The 19,440-nt window shown below is 67.9% G+C and carries 17 protein-coding genes, 2 pseudogenes and 1 other annotated feature; of the genes and pseudogenes, 12 read left to right on the top strand and 7 right to left on the bottom strand.

Translation table 11 applies throughout. From position 1 onward, the window contains the following. Positions 1–14: 14 nt before the first annotated feature. Positions 15–992 (bottom strand): annotated as a pseudogene (locus AB4Y83_RS22020) (IS110 family transposase); the annotation flags it as partial. A 165-nt stretch (positions 993–1,157) separates the two neighbouring features. Further along, positions 1,158–2,228 (bottom strand): annotated as a pseudogene (locus AB4Y83_RS22015) (IS256 family transposase); the annotation flags it as partial. Between the two features lie 971 nt (positions 2,229–3,199). On the opposite strand from AB4Y83_RS22015, the gene AB4Y83_RS22010 reads away from it, so the two are divergent. The 9 genes from AB4Y83_RS22010 (at position 3,200) to AB4Y83_RS21970 (ending at position 12,510) form a co-directional block, all read left to right on the top strand. Continuing rightward, positions 3,200–3,973, top strand: a complete 774-nt coding sequence (locus tag AB4Y83_RS22010; protein ID WP_442298188.1) for a TolB family protein — start codon at positions 3,200–3,202, stop codon at positions 3,971–3,973. A 244-nt stretch (positions 3,974–4,217) separates the two neighbouring features. Beyond that, positions 4,218–4,481, top strand: coding sequence for a hypothetical protein (locus tag AB4Y83_RS22005; RefSeq protein WP_442298187.1), 264 nt, complete (start codon positions 4,218–4,220; stop codon positions 4,479–4,481). 535 nt (positions 4,482–5,016) lie between these two features. Further along, positions 5,017–5,340 carry a hypothetical protein gene (locus AB4Y83_RS22000; protein ID WP_442298186.1) on the top strand — a complete coding sequence of 108 codons (324 nt, stop codon included), beginning with the start codon at positions 5,017–5,019 and terminating at the stop codon, positions 5,338–5,340. A gap of 299 nt (positions 5,341–5,639) precedes the next feature. Continuing rightward, the gene (locus AB4Y83_RS21995; RefSeq protein ID WP_442298185.1) at positions 5,640–6,842 is read left to right on the top strand and encodes an IS110 family transposase; all 1,203 of its coding nucleotides are present in this window, start codon (positions 5,640–5,642) and stop codon (positions 6,840–6,842) included. 646 nt (positions 6,843–7,488) lie between these two features. Beyond that, positions 7,489–8,127 carry a Clp protease N-terminal domain-containing protein gene (locus AB4Y83_RS21990; protein WP_442298184.1) on the top strand — a complete coding sequence of 213 codons (639 nt, stop codon included), beginning with the start codon at positions 7,489–7,491 and terminating at the stop codon, positions 8,125–8,127. 500 nt (positions 8,128–8,627) lie between these two features. Then, positions 8,628–9,904 (top strand): IS3 family transposase gene (locus AB4Y83_RS21985; RefSeq protein WP_442298183.1). Its coding sequence is split into 2 segments (ribosomal slippage): positions 8,628–8,919 and positions 8,919–9,904, totalling 1,278 coding nucleotides; the frame shifts between segments, so codons are not numbered across the junction. Further along, positions 8,906–9,061 (top strand) — a sequence feature (AL1L pseudoknot). Its footprint overlaps the gene before it by 156 nt. A 339-nt stretch (positions 9,905–10,243) precedes the next feature. Beyond that, positions 10,244–10,792, top strand: a complete 549-nt coding sequence (locus AB4Y83_RS21980; RefSeq protein WP_442298182.1) for a hypothetical protein — start codon at positions 10,244–10,246, stop codon at positions 10,790–10,792. 93 nt (positions 10,793–10,885) lie between these two features. Then, positions 10,886–11,521, top strand: a complete 636-nt coding sequence (locus AB4Y83_RS21975) for an RNA polymerase sigma factor (protein ID WP_442298181.1) — start codon at positions 10,886–10,888, stop codon at positions 11,519–11,521. Beyond that, entirely contained in the window at positions 11,518–12,510 is a 993-nt protein-coding gene (locus AB4Y83_RS21970) for a hypothetical protein (RefSeq protein WP_442298180.1), read from the top strand. The genes AB4Y83_RS21975 and AB4Y83_RS21970 overlap by 4 nt, the downstream gene beginning before the upstream one ends. Before the next feature lie 221 nt (positions 12,511–12,731). Here the strand turns inward: AB4Y83_RS21970 and AB4Y83_RS21965 are convergent, their stop codons facing one another. Together AB4Y83_RS21965 and AB4Y83_RS21960 are read right to left on the bottom strand one after the other, a co-directional pair. Beyond that, a complete protein-coding gene (locus AB4Y83_RS21965) occupies positions 12,732–13,250 on the bottom strand; it encodes an NUDIX domain-containing protein (protein WP_442298179.1) in 519 nt (172 codons plus the stop codon). Positions 13,251–13,360: 110 nt separating this feature from the next. Then, a complete protein-coding gene (locus AB4Y83_RS21960) occupies positions 13,361–14,236 on the bottom strand; it encodes a helix-turn-helix transcriptional regulator (protein ID WP_442298178.1) in 876 nt (291 codons plus the stop codon). A 101-nt stretch (positions 14,237–14,337) separates the two neighbouring features. On the opposite strand from AB4Y83_RS21960, the gene AB4Y83_RS21955 reads away from it, so the two are divergent. The 3 genes from AB4Y83_RS21955 to AB4Y83_RS21945 are packed head-to-tail and all read left to right on the top strand — an operon-like array spanning position 14,338 to position 16,414. After that, entirely contained in the window at positions 14,338–15,216 is an 879-nt protein-coding gene (locus AB4Y83_RS21955; RefSeq protein ID WP_442298177.1) for an aldo/keto reductase, read from the top strand. Positions 15,217–15,257: 41 nt separating this feature from the next. Next, positions 15,258–15,380 (top strand): hypothetical protein, encoded by a 123-nt coding sequence (locus tag AB4Y83_RS21950; protein ID WP_442298176.1) that lies wholly within the window; start codon positions 15,258–15,260, stop codon positions 15,378–15,380. Between the two features lie 44 nt (positions 15,381–15,424). After that, positions 15,425–16,414, top strand: coding sequence for an aldo/keto reductase (locus AB4Y83_RS21945; RefSeq protein ID WP_442273752.1), 990 nt, complete (start codon positions 15,425–15,427; stop codon positions 16,412–16,414). 21 nt (positions 16,415–16,435) lie between these two features. Here the strand turns inward: AB4Y83_RS21945 and AB4Y83_RS21940 are convergent, their stop codons facing one another. The 3 genes from AB4Y83_RS21940 to AB4Y83_RS21930 all read right to left on the bottom strand — a co-directional run. Further along, a complete protein-coding gene (locus AB4Y83_RS21940) occupies positions 16,436–17,176 on the bottom strand; it encodes a phosphotransferase family protein (RefSeq protein ID WP_442273753.1) in 741 nt (246 codons plus the stop codon). A gap of 69 nt (positions 17,177–17,245) precedes the next feature. Then, positions 17,246–18,610: a DUF1501 domain-containing protein gene (locus tag AB4Y83_RS21935; protein ID WP_442298175.1), complete on the bottom strand. Its 1,365-nt coding sequence runs from the start codon at positions 18,608–18,610 to the stop codon at positions 17,246–17,248. An 8-nt stretch (positions 18,611–18,618) separates the two neighbouring features. After that, positions 18,619–19,440: DUF1800 family protein (locus AB4Y83_RS21930; protein ID WP_442298174.1), on the bottom strand; the 822-nt coding region annotated here is incomplete at its 5' end.

Below are 19,440 nucleotides of genomic sequence, written 5' to 3'. Positions count from 1 at the left end.
GGGCGCCGCTCTCGTCAAGCGGCGTCGGAGTTTGCCTTTGGCAGCGGTGGCTTTTGGGCTTGCAGGTCGCGGATCATGGCTCGGTACACGACGGCAGCGAGGTGGCGTTTCAGGCACCGTCGAGCTTCGGCCGCGCTCTTGCCCTCGGCGCGTTTGCGCGCGAGGTATGTGCGCGCGTCTGGGTGCCATCGCGCTTGGGTTCGGGCGATCGTGAACAGGGCGCGGTTGAGCTGGCGGTTCCCGCCGCGGGCGAGCCGGTGCCGGGAAGTGTTGCCGCTGCTCGCAGGGATGGGCGCGGCGCCGGCGTGGGCCGCGAAGGCGGCCGCGGAGGGGAAGTGCCTGGCGTCGTGTGTCTCGCCGAGGATCTTCGCGGCGGTCAGTGGTCCCACCCCCGGGATTGCGAGCAGGTGCTCGTGTACGTCTAGGTCAAGTTGGTTGGCGATCAGCGCCCCCAGCTCGGCGATCTCCTTCTCCAGTGAACCCAGTCGCCGAATCGCGACCAGCGCCAAGTGGGCTCGCACCGGGTCGCTGGTCCTCTCCGCCATCGCGAGCTGACGGGCTCGCTTCACGGCGGCCTTACTGGTCAGCGCGCCGGTGACTGCTCGATGGCCGGGAGAGAGGCCGATCAGCAACGCGTGCAAACGATTCCGCACTCGGATCTGCTCTTGAACGAGCTGGTCCCGTGCGTCAACCAGCAGCTTCATGTCCGCGTCCAAGTGGGCTGCGTCCATCCGGGGCAAGTTCTGCTCTTGGACGGCGACGCGGGCGATGATGATCGCGTCACCCTCATCATCCTTGCCGCGTCGGCGACTCGTGCGTCGCCCTTTAGCGGTCAGGTGCGTGGGGACATCGATGACCTCTTCCCCAGCCGCCAGGAGCAACAGCGTCAGCGCCCGACCGAAGCCCTTGGCGCCCTCGACAGCGACCTCTCGAGGAACGGGCAGGGCCTGGATCCAGGTAAGCATCCGGGCTAACTCGCTCCGGTTGGCGCCGGTCTCGAACTGGTCGACAACGGGTCAGCACGCCGCTCTTAGGTCACGGGACCACCGGGAAAGAGAGAGCCCGGAGGGACTGGCCCTAACGGGGTCAAGGCCCTCAGGCCCGACAGAAAGATTCCGGGTCACCCCCGGGCTCCCAAGGCTCAGACAACCACGCAGGAAGATGCCGACGGCGTCGGTGCGGCGCCGGATCTCCTTGTTGAGCCGTTCGGTCGGGTTGTTCGACCAGATCTGGGTCCAGATCTCCTTCGGGAAGCTGGTGAAGGACAGCAGGTCCTCGCGGGCGCGGTCGAGGTGCTCGAACACGGCGGGGAGCTTGTCCTGGACGTAGTCGAGGAGCCGGTCGAACTGGGCGGCCACGGCGGCCGCGTCGGGCTGGTCATAGACCGAGTGCAGCATCGCCTTGACCGCCGGCCACATGCTCTTCGGGGTCACGCCCATCAGGTTGAAGGCGTAGTGGGTGCGGCAGCGCTGCCACGCGGCGCCGGGCAGGTTGGCGGCGATCGCCTCACGGAGCCCGGCGTGCGCGTCGGAGGTTACGAGCCGGACCCCGGCTAGGCCTCGGGCCACGAGGTCGGCGAAGAACTCGTTCCAGGCGGCACCGGTTTCCGCGGTGGCCACGCGCATGCCGAGTACTTCGCGGTGTCCGTCGCCGTTGACGCCGGTCGCGAGCAGCACCACGGCGTTCACGACGCGGCCGCCTTCGCGGACCTTCATCGTGAGGGCGTCGGCGGTGACGAACGTGAACGGGCCCGCCGGGCCGAGGGGTCGGTGGCGGAAGTCCTCGACGATGGAGTCAAGGTCGGTGGCCATCCGTGAGACCTGCGACTTCGACAGGGAGTCGATCCCGAGGGTCTTGACGAGCTTGTCCATCCGTCGGGTGCTGACGCCGGCGAGGTAGCAGTCGGCGACAACGGTGATCAGCGCGGACTCGGCCCTCTTGCGGCGCTCGAGGAGCCACTCGGGGAAGTAGGTGCCCTTGCGCAGCTTCGGGATCGCGACGTCGACGGTGCCGACCCGAGTGTCGAGGTCGCGGTGTCGGTAGCCGTTGCGCTGGCTGGTGCGGTCGGGTGTCGGTCGGCCCCACTCGGCGCCCACAACGGCGTCGGCATCCGCAGACAGCAGCGCGTTGATGATCGACTGCAGCAGCGATCGCATCAGATCCGGGCTCGCCTCGGACAGGGCCTCGCCCAGTAGGCCAGCAGGGTCGACAATATGGGGTGCGGTCATCGTGATGACTCCGTTCGAGAGTGCTGTGGAAGGTTCACTCGAAGGGATCACGCGGTGGCCGCTCCTACGTCCACGACCGGGACGATCTCGGCGACCGCGCTACACCACTATCGGGGACTCAACTCCGTCCCAGCTGAAGTTGACGTAGGTGCCAGCCGGGCCGGTACTGCTCACCGAGAATCTCACTCCGGCATCGGTTGCCGAGACGTTCTGGGACGAGAGCGTGAACCCGCTCGCCGTGCACGCCGCCACGACCAGTTCAGGATCGCGATGCGCGTTGATCGTCGTGGGTTCCGGGGTCGGAGCGAGACGAGCATTGGCGCAGCTTGCAAGTAACGGCAGTAGTGCGATGGCAAGCCACCACTGCCTGTGCCGCATCCCCCGGCCGGACCGTGTCGTCGTCATCGGGACCCCCTTGTCGGTGACATCACGCTAGACCGGGACGACGTGATGCCTGCCCTCGAGACTCACCACCTTGCAAAACCGTGACCTGACGGGGTCGTTACCCGCGGCGGATGCGACGCGGACCGCGCAGGAGAATCAGCACTCATCGGCACGACCGATTGGCGGCATGAGCGGACATGAGTGCACGTCCCTCGATGTCGAACGTGACCCGGGGTTGGGTTGCAACGACTGACAACCTTGTTGACGTAGGCCTACCGCAGGGCCAGTGTCTTGTGGTTAAGAGCTCCAGAACAGGCGCCAGCCGGCGCTTCGTCGTAGGCGCCCTGCCGTGCCGGATCATTCGGCACCCCATGGAGGGACGCAACATGCCAAGGAAACCACTCCTGGTTGCTGTGCTTTCGACCCTGCTATGCCTCGTTGGCGTCGGACCGACCGCCGCGTCGGACCACCCAGGGAGCGGTTCCCGACACGGGCCGCCGACAAATGGCCCGATCGCTTTCGGGCGAGTCGACCTCGCCATCGGCGGCCCCAGCCTGTGGACGTCCAACGCTGACGGATCGCACCAGGTGCGTCTCACCACGGACGTCACGGGGTTTTCGGACTGGTCCCCGGACGGCAGACGGATCGCGTTCGACTTCGCTGATGACTCCGGCGTACACATCGCCACCATCTCGCCCGACGGCCGGCATCGGCGGTCGCTCACGACGACGCTTGGTGTTCAGGAGGTTCCGAGGTGGTCGCCCGACGGCACCAAGATCGCCTTCGACGCATTCGAGTTCGACCAAGAACCCTTCAGCATCTCCATCCGGGTGATGCGAGCCGACGGATCGCACCAGCGCCAACTCACCCATGGCGCCATCGACGTTGAACCGGTGTTCTCTCCCGACGGGACCAAGATCGCCTTCGGCCGCATCGTCGGCGACAGCCCCACAGGCCAACTGGAGGCGATATACGTCATCCATGCTGACGGCTCTGGACTACGCGAAGTCGTCCCGGCCCGCGCTGGGTTGGAGCATCCTGACTGGTCTCCTGATGGCCGACAGATCACGTTCAACATCGCACCGGAGAACCCGGACGCGGCCGATTCTGGTGCCATCCTGTCGGTTCGGCCGAACGGGCGCGGCCTGCGCGTCATGTACCCGCCGACGCGAGAACTGCGGTTCTTCAAGGCCGTCTGGTCTCCCGACGGTCGCGAGATCCTCTCCGGCTGCCACGACACGGGGGTCGGGCTCGACCGGATCTGCAGGATCTCCGGCCGCGGAAAGACTCGCGTCGTGGTCAGCGGGGATACAGACGTCAACTTCCCCTCCTGGGGTGCTCAAGCAAGACCCCGACACTGAGCAGGTTGGGAACTGCCCAAAGACAGCCGGTCGGGCCGCTCCGTGCGACGGCTCGAGCAGGTCGGCGCGTTCCTCGCCCTTCGTGACTCGCGAACCCATTTGCCCGGTGCTTTGAGCCGATGTCGCACGGCTGAGCGAGGAGAGAGGTTACTGGCCCGCTCCAGGCCAGTGGGCGTGGCTGCCCACGGCGCGGCGAAGCGCACCATCAGCGGCAGAAGAGGGCATTACCCGTGAAGATGGGTGCGTGACGAGTCGCGACGCCATGAACGCCTACCTCCTCGAATGTGTCGCGTTCTTCGACGAGGTGCGGGGCAAGGTTCCTGCCATGGACTTGGCAGATGCCCGCTCGCTACTCGATCATGGCGAGCCCGCCGAGGGCATCTCGATCTTGGCGTGGGTGCTAGTACAAGAGGGCGTCGCAGTCACGGACGAGATGGCGGCCAAAGTCCGACGCCTGACCTCTGAGCTGATCGACCCTCAGGACCTTCCTGCAGCGTTCCGCCACTGACTCCAAGCGGCAGTTGCGGACGCTCCTACGTCGCCGGCCACCGCCAATATTCGACCTCGTAGGCGTCCCCCAGCTCGGCTTGAAGCCGTTGAGCCAGCCGCTGTCCCTCCTCATCCCAAGACCTGTGTCCGGATTCGTCAACGATGGCGTAGCGCGATGTCCGGACACCCATGAGCTCCTCCCACTCTTGAGCCCACCGACGCAGCTCACTGCGAAGTAGGTCTGACACTTGGAGTCGGTCGAGGTCAGCCATCCCCGTTTCATCCCACACCGGATCGGCGCTGTAGTCGGGGAACACCCGCAGAAGCGGGCGGCTGTCGGCTGTAGGGGACACAGCATGAGTATCCCTTCCGGCGTCTTGCGGAAGGTCTGAGGACGTTTCTCGTAATGCGCCGAGTGCGCAAAGTCGGATGTTGTGTCCGAACGGGCGTACGGCGGCGAGCCGCGCGTCGACGCAGCCCCGCGAGGGCATCCGCTTTGAGGACGGCAGGCACAAATGGCAACAGGACGTCCATCGGCAGGCGAGGATGGCGCCGTGAGCGAGTTAACCATCGATCTCGACCTGGTCGAGAGACTGCAGAACTGGACACCCCGCCCCAACGACAACGTGGCCGTAGATGCTGTTGAGGCGGTCGCCCTCGAAGGTGAGGTAGGCATCGAGCTGCGATGGACACAGGGGTCGGTCGGGTCCGCTCAGCGGCGCTTCACGTTGATCATGACGGTCCATGAGCTGCTCAACCTCGGCTACGGAGGCGTAGACCCTGTGGATTGGGCGGCCGGGTCTCTGACACTGGCGGTCGAGGAGCCGCATGCCGAGACGCACCCGGGCGTGCGAGAGGTTTTTCGATCTCTCCCGTGAGGTCGTGTGCATGATCGAATGCCGATTCGTTCAGCGGCAATGTCGGGCGAGTGTAGCCGCCCTCAGAGCGGCTACTTAGAGACTGGTTGCAGGATCGGTGTCCGGCCAGACTCGGTCCAGGTGCTCGGCGAGACGCTCTCATATGCGGCTGCCCACCGGCGTCATTGGTGTGGCTCTCTCATGGCATGCGTTCTCGTCGGGCACCGCGCGAGGAGAGGCTCTAAAGGGGTTTGTTCTGCTCAAAGTAGCGATGCCCTCCCCGCTTCCACATCACTGCGTGAACGAGGAGGTGCACGGCAATGAGCGTGATCATCGGGATGGACCCGCACAGGCGCTCGGCCACGATCGAGGTCATCGACCAAGGCGGGCGGGTGCTGCAGGTGGGCCGGTTCGACACGGACCAGGCCGGCTACGCGGCGATGCTGGCCGCGGGCCGAGGCCACGGCGTGATCGGGGAGCGGGTGTGGGCGGTCGAGGGCTGCAACGGCATCGGTCGGCACATCGCGCACCGGCTCGTCCACGACGGGGAACGAGTGCTCGACGTGCCGACGAAGCTGTCGGCGCAGGTGCGGGTCTTCGCCACCGGCAACGCCCGCAAGACCGACCCGGTCGATGCGCACTCGGTCGCCCTCGCCGCGCTGTACGCCCCGGCCGAGCCCGGGCTCAGGCCCGTGGTGGTCGAGGACGACCTGGTCGTGATGGGCATGATGGTCGACCGCCGCGACGAGCTGGGCCGAACCCGCACGCAGACGGTCAACCGGCTGCATCGGCTTCTGCTGGAACTGATTCCGGGCGGGGCGAAGACGTTCCTGTCCGCGCCGCAGGCCCGCGCACTGGTCGCCAAGGTCAAGCCGCGCGACCTCGTCGGCAAGACCCGGCGCCGTCTGGTGGTCGAGCTGATCGGTGAGCTCGAGGTGATCGACCGCAAGATCAAGACGGCCGAGAAAGAGCTGACCGCACTCGTGACCGAGCGCGGCTCCACGCTGCTGGAGCTGACCGGGATCGGCCCGACCGGCGCCGCGCGGCTGCTGGCCGACGTCGGGGACATCCACCGGTTCCGCGACAAGGACCGGTTCGCCTCCTGGAACGGGACCGCGCCGTTGGATGCGTCTTCCGGGGCGCAGCAACGCCACCGGCTCTCTCGTGCAGGCAACCGCAGGATCAACCGGACGCTGCACATCATGGCGGTCGTGCAGCTGCGCAACCCGACTCCCGGGCGGGAGTTCTACGACGCCCGCAAGGCCGGCGGCACGCCCTCGTTGATGGCGATGCGGTCCCTCAAGCGACGCCTGTCCAACGTCGTGTACACGCGGATGGTCGCCGACCAGACTCGACGCGAGTACACCCTGCGCACAGGCCAGGTGACGGGCCCGGGAGGGCACCGGGGCAACGACTCTGACTCCAGCGTGACCGGCTCACAACCCCACACCGGCTCTTCGGACAAGCCTCTTCCCGGACCCGTCACCCCCGAGCGTAGAACCCCGGTCCTCGCCATGTCTTGACCTAAAGGGGTGCCATGAGCGGACGTGTTGGCGCCGGCCCCCAGCGTTGTCTCCCTGAGCAGTTCAGGGTGCTACCGAGACAGTGGCGACGTAAGCCGTCGGATCGCAGTCGGGGCCATTCGGCTGTACGCGCTTGGGTGTCACCGTGGTCTCGCGCGAAGGCACTAGGACCGCTCCGCTCTGCCTCCGAACTGTCACGGTCACGCGGGTAGGTTCTTCGGAGGTGACTTTGGAGTTGGCGATGAAGATCGGCCCATCCGCCTCTTGGACTGAGGTGTCCGAGCAGTGTCCCTCCACGCAGGCGGTGGCCGTGATCGGTTCGCCTCGACCTTGCCCCGAGATGTCGACGCTCACCCCTGACTCCGCGCCGATGGCCGTGCAGGCAGTACTCGAGCACCCACCCATCAGCGCAACCACCACCACGGCCGTTGCCGCCACCCCGAAGACACTCGAGTTCATGTCTGCACGCTAGACGGATGCCGTGCACCAGTCGGGGTCGAGGAGGTCACGGCTCGGCATCACAAGAGGTACTGCGGCCATACGCGTAGCGGCATGATCGGGCGAGCGTAGCCGCCCTCAACGCGGTAGTCGTTGTAGACGTTCGACCGGGACCACGTGAGTATCGTGGGCGACCCCGGGGAGGCAGGTGATCGGCGTGTTCGACAGGTTCGACAATGATGCGCGCGAAGCGGTGGTGTATGCCCAAGAAGAACTGCGGTCGATGGGCCACCACGAACTTGGGGCGGAGCACCTCTTGATGGGCGTCTTGCGCGCAGGTGGAGTGCCAGCTGAGGCCGCCCTGCAGGTCTCCCTCAAGCGGGTTCGTGAACGGCTTGTCGGTACCCGACCATCCCGTCTCGGGTCGTCCTCGGGGCATATTCCCTTTACCGCGAACGCCAAAAAGGCCATGGAACTCGCACTCCGGACCTCGCTGGAACTCGGCCAAAGTCGTGTTACGACGGCGCACCTTCTCGCTGGCGTTGTCAAGGTCGATGACCCACTGGTGTCTGGAGCCCTCATCGGCCTGGGCGTCGACCCCGCCGAGGCATACCTGCGGGCGCGGACATGGGCGGGCGACGACGCACCGCTGGCAGGACGAGATTCGGGCGAGACGGCCGAACCGAGACCCCGCGCGCCATTGGAAGCCGAACTGCAGCGCAAACTCGGAGTCCTCGCCAGCGCACTTCGCCGATACGGCCACCACGAGGGCGGCTGCCGGACGCCGGATGCCGCGTGTTCATGCGGTCTCGCCGAAGCACTGGACCTCGCCAGCAACCGGGATTGAGCCGCTCCTCTGGGTTCACGCAAATCGGTACGATCGCTCGGCGGCAGAGTCGGGCGTCTCCCTCAACGGTGGCAACGAACATCAGCGTGGTCGTCCGCATGGGTCGGCCACCGGATAGGTTGCGATTGTGAGCGAGATGACCGACCTCCCCGCCAAGATCAGCCGCCGCGAACTACTTTCATTCGCAGTCGTATCTTGCGCAATCCTCGCGGGCATCCCAGCGGGATGGGCGAGCGCCATCTACGCGGGACCTTCTCCTCTGTGGCTTAGCGCACTCGTGCCTGCTGCTCTCGGCGTGCTGGGCTGGGCGTCTCGAACCCGTGTCGGCGTCGGGTGAAAACTGACCCCTGATCGACGGGTGAAAACGGACCCCTCTCCGTGAGCCTGTGGAGGGTGATCAGCGTGGAGGACTGGGCAGAGATTCGCCGGTTGCACCGGGCCGAGCAGATGTCCCGTTCCGGTTCTGATGGAGGCTCTCATTCCACGGAAGGATGAGAGTCATGGCAGCACCGAGGAAGTACCCGGAGGAGCTTCGGGAGCGAGCGATCAGGATGGCCGTTGACCTGCGGCGTGATCAGGCCACCAAGCAAGGCGCACTGCAACGGGTCGGTGAGCAGCTCGGCATCAACCCGGACACGTTGCGCAACTGGGTCCAGCAGGCCGAGATCGACGAGGGCCACCGACCGGGCGTGAGCACCGCTGAGGCGAAGCGGATCGCCGAGCTCGAGCGGGAGGTCAAGGAGCTGCGCCGGGCGAACGAGATCCTGCGGACGGCGTCCGCGTTTTTCGCCGCAGCGGAGCTCGACCGCAAGCTGAAGTAAGCACCACAGTGCCGACCGGGGTGCTCGTCGAGTACATCGACGAGCACCGCGACCGGTTCGGGGTCGAGCCGATCTGCACAGCCTTGACGGCAGCAGGCACGCAGATCGCCCCGAGCACGTACTACGCGGCCAAGAAGCGCGCGCCGTCGGCGCGGGCGATCAGCGATGCGGTGACGCTGGCGCGGATCGTGACGATCCACGCCGAGAACTACGGCGTGTACGGCATCCGGAAGGTCCACGCAGAGCTGCGCCGGCAAGGTCATCTGGTGGCTCGCTGCACGACGCACCGGTTGATGAGATCCGTTGGGCTGCAGGGCGTGAGCCGCGCGAAGGGGCCACGCACGACGATCCCGGGCAGCGGACCGGACACCCGCCCGGACCTGGTGCAGAGGGCGTTCACCGCGACCGCCCCGGACCAGCTGTGGGTCGGGGACATCACGTACTGCCGGACCTTCGCCGGGTGGGTGTACGCCGCGTTCGTCATCGACGTCTTCTCCCGCCGTGTCGTCGGCTGGCAGCTGTCCAAGAACCTGCGCACCGACCTGGCATTGGACGCCCTGGAGATGGGGTTGTGGGACCGGGCCCGCGCCGGCCGGGACACGACCGGCCTGATTCATCACTCCGACAAAGGAGTTCAGTACCTCGCCATCCGCTACACCCAGCGCCTCGCCGACGCCGGCGCGGTCGCCTCGGTCGGTTCGACGGGCGACTCCTATGACAACGCCCTGGCCGAGGCGTTCAACTCGCTGTTCAAGGCAGAGCTGATCCGCAACCGGGGTCCGTGGCGATCAATCGATGACCTCGAGATCGCGGTCGCGGAGTACATCGACTGGTTCAACCACCGACGCCTCCACGGCGAGATCGGACTCATCCCACCCGTCGAGCTCGAGAACCAGCACTACCGACAGAACCTCGTGACGGCTACCGTCGAAACGTCAGTTCCGAGCCTCCACTAAACCCGTAACGGGACACCGGCATCTTCACGATCGAGCGATCAGTCACGATCGGCTGAGGCCACGGCGCGGCTTCATCGCGCCATGTGAATGGACCCACGTGCGCAACGCGTTCCCACTCGGGTCTCAGCCGGTTCAGACGGCTAGCCAACTCATCAAGATCGATCACGTGGTCCATGTGCTCATCATTCAGGAGGAGATCGCTCATCGGCACGATCGCGCGGGCAGCGGCAATGTCGGACGTGCCGTCCTCCGAGCGGCAGAAGGGGACGATCTCTGTGCGGGCGATAGATCAACTGGATGACCTTGACGTGGCCTCCGCGCGTGCGGTCACCTTTCGTCATGTGCAAGACGACGGACGCCTCAAGGCAGACTTTCGGTACGGACGCCGAGGTTGCGTGGATCAACGCCGGAACAGCGGTCGGGCGAACGGTGACATCTGCGGTGCCACCAGTCTTCGAGGCCTACTGCACGGCCTCGGTGCCGCCGGACCCGGAGGCCATCAAGGTGCAGAACGGCTTGCTCGTCGGCGCGCTGATGCGAGCCTCACCGGGCCAGTGGTGGATCGGTCTGCTTGAAACGGGGGCCTCGGACGTGGTGTTCCAAGAGGCACCGCGCGTTCGCGTCTACAACAATCAGTACGTCCTGGTGAAAGCCGGCGCGGACGAGGCTCTGCACTGGCGAGCCGATGCGACAGACAAGGAGTCGCTGCCGGACCTCATCTTCCCTCCCGATCATTCATGGCTGGTCTCGACCCTCTGGGATGACGACTGGCGCTACGTGGGCGGCCCAACATGGCTGATCGAAAAGCTCGCCGGTGCGAAGGCCTTGAGGTCGCGCCGGGTCAAGCTCGGCGAAGACTCAATACCTCCCGGACACACTGCCATTTAGCCGATGGGAGTTCCCATGCTTGCTCGTCGCGGCATTTCCGGACGTTCCTTCGAACCGCAACGCCGTACTTGCGGGTTTCGCACGCCCGTCTGGGTGAAGCACCAGAAGCCGCGACGGACGCGCGCGCCTTTCGTCGATGTAATCGTTCGGACTTTCGCGACACTTACTGGTGTGCGGACCGACGACGAGGCGGGTGAGGAGCAGCGGTTCTGTCGGCTGTACCGGCAGCACTACGCGGCGATCCACGGCTTCGCCTATCGGCGTCTGCACGATCGTGGCGCGGCTGCCGACGCGACGGCAGAGGTGTTCCTAGTGGCGTGGCGTCGTATCGACGAGATCCCGGCCGTCGAGCTCGGTTGGCTGTTCGGTGTGGCCCACAGGGTGGTGCTGACGGCCAACCGATCAGCACCCCTGCTGACCGTCACGCTCGACGACGCTGACCCGACGTCTGGGGCCGGTGACCTCACCGTCCGGTACGAACACTTCGAGGAGCTACGCAGGGTCGCATCCGCGGTGAACCGGCTATCCCCAACTGACCGGCAGGTCCTGCTGTTGGTCGCGTGGGAAGAGCTCACCGGAGCCGAACTCGCCGCTGCGCTCGGATGCAGCCGTGGCGCGGCCGCAGTCCGTCTGCATCGAGCAAGAACTCGACTGAAGCGTGAACTTGAGTCGCCCACCCCGACGAAGGAGTGGGCAAGCGTCACGAGCTTGAAGGGACAGGAAGAATGACGAACGACCTTGACCTCCTCAAGCAGCTAGCGCCGAGGGACGCCACGGTGGTCGACACCGCCCGGCGCGAAGAGGACCTCGCTGAGATCTTGGCGACGCCACGATCAGGCGCCCCCAGATCCGGAAACCAAGGACGGATCCCGCGACGCGCGGTCATCGGAGGCCTCGCCGCAGCCGGCGCCGCATCGATCCTGGTCGTGGGATCGCCGCTACTGCCAGGCAGTAAGCCCGCCACCGCGCTTGCAGCCACTCCGCCCGTCCTCGACGGGTGCCTCGGCGAACGTGGCCCGGCAACCCAGGCCCTGACCGCGGCCGCGACGGCCACCGCGACGTCCACATTTGAGGGAGCCCTCGGCAGCCGCTACTCCACCTGGTCGCTGTTCACTCGAGTGCTGAACGACCAGCCAGTCCGGTCGGCAGTGGTCCCCCAAGAGGTGAGCTTCACCTTGGCCGAGGATGGGTCCGGTCAACGCACGGTGCGGATCGGAGCCCCCGAGGTCCCCGCCGGCTACGACGCGAGCGGTTTCGAGCTGCCGACGCCGGGCACCGTCGTCCGCGATGACAAGTACGGCCCAGGACAGGCACCGCGGGTCTATGACGGCGCGCTCAGCGCTGACCCCTCAACGCTGCGGGATCAACTGGAGCATGCACACCCGATCCGTGAACTGGGCACTGGTGAGCTGTTCGTGGCCATCACCGACCTCTACAAGGAACAGCGGCCCGACCCAAAGGTCCGTGCGCAGCTGCTGCGGATGCTCGCGGCACGGCCAGACGTCGTGGCGCTCGGCACGCTGCGCGACCGCGCGGGGCGACCGGGTCTCGGAGTCGGTGTGTCCAGCTCACAACCGGGCGGGCTTCCGGCCCGGTTCGTCATGATCATTGACGCCGCCAGCGGTCTCCTGCTCAGCTACGAGCAGATCTTGACCTCGAGTCCCGGAAAGCTCGACATCAAGATCCCGTCCGTCATCGACTACGCCCTCTTTCAGTGAAGAGCCGCTGACCTCGAGACACGTGATAGAGCTCGATCGTCGGGCGCTCGGAACGCGCTCACATCGGCATGACAGGAAGAGTGCTTCCGCGTTCCTTGAGCGCACTGGCTCGATCCAGCCCCACGGGAGCGGAGCCGCCGGGCTCACCGCGTCGGTGCAGGACCAGCGTCGGCAGCCCGCGGGTCATCGGCGACAGGAGCAGACGCCTCTGCGTTAGCGAATCACAGGCCGAGCACCACGGGCGTGGCCGGAATGTCGCCGGCGATCAGGGCCGCCAGCGGTGTCGCGACGTCGCGAGGTGAGAACAAGTCGGTTCCGTCGTATTCGGCGATCTCTGCGTGCCGCCACCATCGCATCGCGCTGATGTGCTCGGCGGCGAGTTCGTCGTCGGACAGGGCGCCCCGGGGATCGAAGAGCGGGGTTCGGACCAGGAAGTAGTCGTTGACCACCCCGTCGTAGCCGTCGGCGTGGCCGGGCGCGACGACCTCCTGGTGCCAGACGTGAGGCGGGTCTGCGTCGATGACGAGCCCGGTCTCCTCGTGCAGCTCACGGCGCAGCGCCGCGAGCGGAAGCTCACCGGACTCGATGCCGCCGCCGGGGGCCGCCCACACGACCGTTGCGCCCGTCGGGACCGCTGGGTGCGGACGGCTGAAGCGGCACAGCAGGAGCCGGTCGTCCTCGGCAAGGATGACCGCCCGTACGGCACGTCTCAGCTTCGTCGCAGCAGGCGTCTGGTTCATCACCAGATGATCAGGGCGCCAGCGGCCGGGCCGCAACTCGGCACGGGCATTCACTGGACCCGAGCGATGGGCTCGCGCCGTGCTGGCTGAGCCGTCAGCCGGCCACTCGGTCAGCTCGTCGTCTCGCGGGTACTGCTCGGAGCCGGCTCGCTCGTGGCCCAGTTGGAGAGGAACTGCAGTGCTTCGGCAGAGGGCGTGCCGGGCTCGACCGTGTAGGTGATGATCGTGAGCCCGGCGTCTCCGGACAGCTCCAGCGCCTCACCGGTCAGCTCGATATCCCCGACGACCGGGTGGTGCATCTGCTTCGTCGAGGTGCGGTGGAGCCGAACGGTGTGGCCGGCCCACCAGGTGCGGAACTCCTCACTGCGAGTGGAGAGCTCGCCGACGAGGTCCGTCAGACCGCGGTCGTACGGCGTGTGGCCCGCCTGCAGGCGCAGGGACGCGACGACGTCCTTGGCGTCCCTGGTCCAGTCGACGTAGAAGTCCCTCGAGCGGTCGTCGAGGAATAGGTAGCGCGCCAGGTTGGGGCGTGTCGTGCCGCCGTCGTAGAGGTCGGTCAGCAGGGCTCGCCCGAGTGCGTTGACACCGAGCAGGTCGAGGCGGTTGTCGCGGACGTAGGCCGGCGCTGACAGGGAGTCGAGAATGCGTTGTATGCCGGGTCGCAGCTGCTCCTTGACCGGTGTCCGTCGCCGTCGGTTGCCGGTGTTGGCTGCCCGGGCGAGGTCGAAGAGATCGACCCGCTCGGACTCGTCGAGCTGGAGCGCCGTCGCCAGTGATTCCAGGACCGACTCGGACACCCCGGAGAGGTTGCCGCGTTCGAGGCGCGTGTAGTAGTCGGTGCTGACGTCGGCCAGGACCGCGACCTCCTCGCGTCGCAGGCCCTTGACCCGACGGTTGCTCCCGTAGAGCGTCAGACCGGCCTGCTCCGGGGTGAGCCGCGAGCGGCGGGAGGTCAGGAAGTCGCGCACCTCGGCCCTGTTGTCCATGCACCGACCGTATGCCGTGGGCTCGGGTCCAGGGAGGGGCTGGCGTTACCGGTCAAGGCCGTCACTGCCACCGGCACGGGCTCGCGCCTACGGTCGAAGACATGACGACACTGCAGCTGAACAACGAGGTCGAGATGCCGGCCATCGGACTCGGGGTGTTCCAGACCCCTCCGGAGGAGACGCGCGCCGCGGTCGAGGCCGCGCTCGCGACCGGGTACCGGCACGTCGACACGGCCGCCGCCTACGGCAACGAGCGCGAGGTCGGCGAGGCCGTCCGCAGCTCCGGCGTGCCCCGTGACGAGGTCTTCCTCGAGACGAAGATCTGGATCAGCGACTACGGCTACGACGAGACCCTGCACGGCTTCGACAAGAGCGCCGGTAAGCTCGGCGTCGAGCAGATCGACCTACTGATCCTGCACCAGGCCCTCCCGTCCGCCTTCGACACGACGCTCGAGGCGTACCGGGCGCTGGAGACGCTCCTCGCGGACGGCAAGGTGCGCGCCATCGGCGTCAGCAACTTCATGGTCGACCACCTCACCGCCCTGCTCGATGCGGCGACGGTCGTGCCCGCGGTCAACCAGATCGAGCTGCACCCCTACTTCCAGCAGAAGGCAGTCCAGGAGCTCGGAGCCCAGCACGGGATCCTGACGCAGGCGTGGTCCCCGATCGGTGGCATCACCTTCTACCGCGACGGCAGTCACGGCAGCACGCTCCAGGACCCGGTCATCGGTGGCATCGCCGCCACGCACGGCAAGACACCCGCCCAGGTGATGCTGCGCTGGCACCTGCAGCAGGGACGCTCCGCCATCCCCAAGTCGACCAAGGCGCACCGCATCGCGGAGAACTTCGACGTCTTCGACTTCGTCCTGACCCAGGACGAGCTGACCGCGATCGACGCCCTCGACACCGGCACGCGCGGTGGCCCCGAGCCGGCCGACATCACGCTCGAGACCTTCGGACGCCCCATCCCCGAGGCCTGAACCGGCCTCGCACCCCTGCCGACCACGACCGAGATGAGCGCATGACCACCACCACCCAGACCAGCCAGCCGGGCCCAGTCGCCCACGTCATCGCCTTCCCCCTCAGCCGGCCTCGCCACCTCGCGATCAACGAGACCCTTCTGCGACCCGCCGGGCAGCTCTGAGCACCAACGATTTCCACCACGAACGCGACCAAAGGAGAACCCACATTAAGAACCGCACACTCGGCACCCGAGGCCTCGAGGTCTCCGCCCTCGGCCTCGGCTGCATGGGCATGAGCCAGTCCTTCGGCCCGCGACCACCACGGGACGCGATGGTGACGTTCCTGCGTGCCGCGGTCGACCGGGGCGTCACCCTCTTCGACACCGCCGAGGTCTACGGCCCCTTCCACAACGAGGAGCTCGTCGGCGAGGCCCTCCAGCCGGTCCGCGACGACGTCGTCATCGCCACCAAGTTCGGTTTCGCCTTCGACGAGAACGGCACCCAGACGGGCGTCACGAGCCGACCCGACGCCATCCGCGCCGCCGTCGACGGCTCCCTGCGACGACTGCGCACGGACGCCATCGACCTGCTCTACCAGCACCGCGTCGACCCCGACGTCCCTATCGAAGACGTCGCCGGCACCGTCAAGGAGCTCATCGAGGCGGGCAAGGTGCACCACTTCGGCCTGTCCGAGGCCGGGGTCGACACGATCCGCCGTGCCCACGCCGTGCAGCCAGTCACCGCGTTGCAGAGCGAGTACTCCCTCTTCTGGCGCGAGCCCGAGGAGGCGATCCTGCCCGCCCTCGAGGAGCTCGGGATCGGCTTCGTCCCCTTCAGTCCGCTCGGACGGGGCTTCCTCACGGGGAAGGTCACCGCCGCCACGGAGTTCGGCGAGGGCGACATCCGCGCCTCCCTGCCGCGCTTCGAGCGGGAGGCGCTGCAGGCCAACCTCGCCCTCGTCGACCTCATCACCGCGGTCGCCGATCGCAAGGGCGCCACGGTGGGTCAGGTGGCTCTCGCCTGGCTGCTCGCGCAGCAGCCGTGGGTCGTGCCGATCCCGGGGACCCGGCGCCTCGAGCGCCTCGACGAGAACCTCGGTGCCACAGACCTCACCCTCACGGACGAAGACCTCGCCGAGCTCGACACCGCCTCGTCCAGCGTGCAGGTCCACGGTGACCGCTACCCGGAGGCCATGCAGCGGATGATCGACCGCTGAGTGCGTCGACGAGCGGCAGCCTCAGAGCTGGGCCTTGAGCACGTCGATCTCGCACCCGGGCGCGGCGGGGTCGAAGCCGTGCTCGACGAGCCAGCGGATCGCCGTCAGGCTCCGCAGGGACCACCACGCTCGGACCACGTCGAGGTCGACGGCATCCGCGCCGTAGCCGGCGACGACGTCTGCGACGTGCTCGGGGTGCCCGAGGGTCAGGCTCGAGAGGTCGTACATCGCTGAGCCCCGACCCGCCTCGGACCAGTCGAGGATGCCGGTGACCTCGTCTCCCTGGACGAAGACGTGGGCCACCTGCAGGTCGCCGTGCATGAACACCGGCGTGCACGGTCGCAGCGCGACCTCGGCGAGCTCACGGTTGCGCGTCACGAGGTCGGCCGGCAGCACGTCGTTCGTCAGGAGCCACGTGCACTCGGCGTCGAGGCTCGCCGCCTTCTCGTCGAGGCTGGCCCCGGACCACGCGGGCAACGGCGCGTCGTGCAGAACCCGCAGGACCGCACCCGAGGCGGCCCACGCCGCGGCCGAGGCGGTCGACGGCTTGCCGAGGCGACCGAGCGCCACCCCGGGCAGGGCAGCGAGCGCGAGCACGGGCGGCCTGCACCACAGGACCGCCGGGGTCGGGACCGGCGCCAGCGTCATCGCCTCGACCTCGACCTCGGTGCGGGCCGGATCGGCGTCGACCTTGAGGAACACGTCACCCACCCGCAGCGTCGCGCGTTCCTGATGGGCGACCACGACCTCGACCTCGTCCACGTCGGCCAGTCTCGCGCAGGGCGTCGGCGCCCCCCACCCATTTGTCGGACGGCTGTGCGTCGGCCTGGGTCAGGCCTTGGCGGCGAACATCCCGAGACGGTCGGCGGCGAGCAGGGGGAAGACGGTCGACGACGACAGCTGCGCCCGCTTCTCCAGCGCCTCGGCGAGGATCGTCCGGTAGTCCGTCGTCCCGGCGAGGTCGCCGTTGTCGAGGTTGGCCGCCGCGAGGCCGGGCCAGCGCCCGTACACCTGCCCGCCGCGGACCCCGCCGCCCATGACCAGCGAGACGTTGCCGTGCCCGTGGTCGAGACCACCGGAGCCGTTCTGCGCGACGCGGCGGCCGAACTCGCTGAGCGTCACGAGCGTGACGTCGCTCATCTGCGCGCCGAGGTCCTGGTTGAAGGCGGCGAGCGCCTGGCCGAGCTCGGTGAGCTGGCGGAACATCCAGCCCGAGTCGCTGGCTCCGAGGCCGGAGTGCATGTCCCAGTTGCCGACGTCGACCGTCGCCGCCCGCAGGCCGATCCGTGCCTTGATGAGGCGGGCGAGGTCGCGCAGGGCGTCGCCGACGGCTCCCTTGGGGTATGCCGCCCCGTTGGCCGGGGTGTAGCCGGCGGCCTTGAGCGGTGACATCGTCGAGAGCGCCCCGAGCGTCGCCTTCGCGGGTGCCGCGAGCGCGGCGGGCGCCCCGGCATACAAGGCGTTGAGGGCGGTCGTCCAGCGGGTCTGCTCAATCGGCGTATCGGCGCCGGCAAGGGCGAAGGTGTCGACGGTGCGGATGGCGACCTCGGGGTTCGGTCCCATCATGGATAGCGGAGACGTGGTCGATCCGACCGACGCGGACGCGAACGTCGAGACCGGGCCGCTCAGCCCGATCATGCGGTCGAGCCAGCCGGTTCGCAGCGTCGAGCCGGGCGCGGCGTTCTCCATCGTGGCCATGGCCTCGAAGTGCGACCGCGTCGGGTTGACCTGGCCGACCGCGTGGACGGCCGCGAGTCCGCCGGCGTCCCAGATCGGCTTGAGCGGCGCGAGGGCCGGGTGCAGCCCGAACATGCTGTCGAGCGTGATCGCCCGCGACGCGGGGATGGCGATCGTGGGTCGCGCCGCGAAGTACGCAGGGTCCCCGACGGGGGCCACCGCGGACAGGCCGTCGAAGCCGCCGCGGAGGCTGAGGATGACGATCGTGTCGCCGGTGTAGGCCGTCCCGGCGAAGGCGAGCTGGGTGGCGGCACTGGGGCCGGCGGTGCCGATGACGGCGCCGAGCGCTCCCAGGGCTGACGCGCCCGCGAGCAAGGTGCGGCGGGAGACCTGCGAGGTCAGGACCTGCCCCTGCGGGCAGCCGCAGCCTTCCGGGGGGACGCCGGACTCGGCCGGGTAGTGGGCCACGGACCGGGTCAGGGACGGGGCTGTGGACGCGGTCGCGGGATGGGTCGTCATGGTCGTCCTCAGCGGGTGGCGAAGTTGGGGGAGTCGAGCAGGAGCGCGACGATCGACGGGAGCCGCCACGTCACGGCCGCAACACCCGCCTTGAGGGCGTCGCCGGGGGCATGGTCGACGAACCGGCAGATCGCGTCGCGCTGCGCGGTCGTCAGCGTGATGAGCAGCTTGGCGGCGAGCGCATCGACGAGGGCGGCATACGTCGTCGGCAGCGGGGTCGGCACGAGCGTCGTGACGTCGGGGCGCTTCATCGCCTTGAGCGTCCAGTTGCCGGCGAGCCCGAGGTGGAAGTTCCAGCGGTTGAGCGTGCTCGACGCGCCGTTCCAGGCGGCGGCGACGTCCGGATAGCCATTCGGAGCCGGCCACCCCATCGGTGCCTGCCCGAAGGTGCCCATCTGCCAGAAGAGACTGCGCAGGTCGCTCGTCACCCCGGCCGCCGGGACCGGCTCGGGGGTCAGGCCGAGGACGCGGCACGACGCGAGGGCGTCCTCGTAGGGGGTGCGGATCTTCTGGGCCGCCGACGCGACGAACTCGGGGGAGAGGAAGAGGGCTCGCAGCACCGGCGCGATAGCCGTGCCGTTCGCGAGGTAGACCTGTGCGAGCTTGGTGACCAGGGTGGCCGGGGGCGTGTCGGAGACGTAGCGGGTCACGAGCTTCGTCGCGATGCGGGTCGCCGTCGCGGGGTGGTTCGCCAGGTAGTTGAGGTAGAGCGTCGCGACGGCGCTGCCGTTCTCGGGCGTCGCGTTCGGGTCGCTCCAGCCGAGCACCTTGACGGTCCCGACGTGACGACGGTTGGGCCGGTAGTAGTAGAGACCCGACTCGGAGTCGAC

It is taken from the genome of Terrabacter sp. RAF57, from assembly GCF_052113925.1.
Classification (GTDB): Bacteria; Actinomycetota; Actinomycetes; order Actinomycetales; family Dermatophilaceae; genus Terrabacter.
The sequence above is the reverse complement of the archived record's forward strand: the minus strand, read 5'-3'. Positions and strand labels throughout refer to the sequence as shown.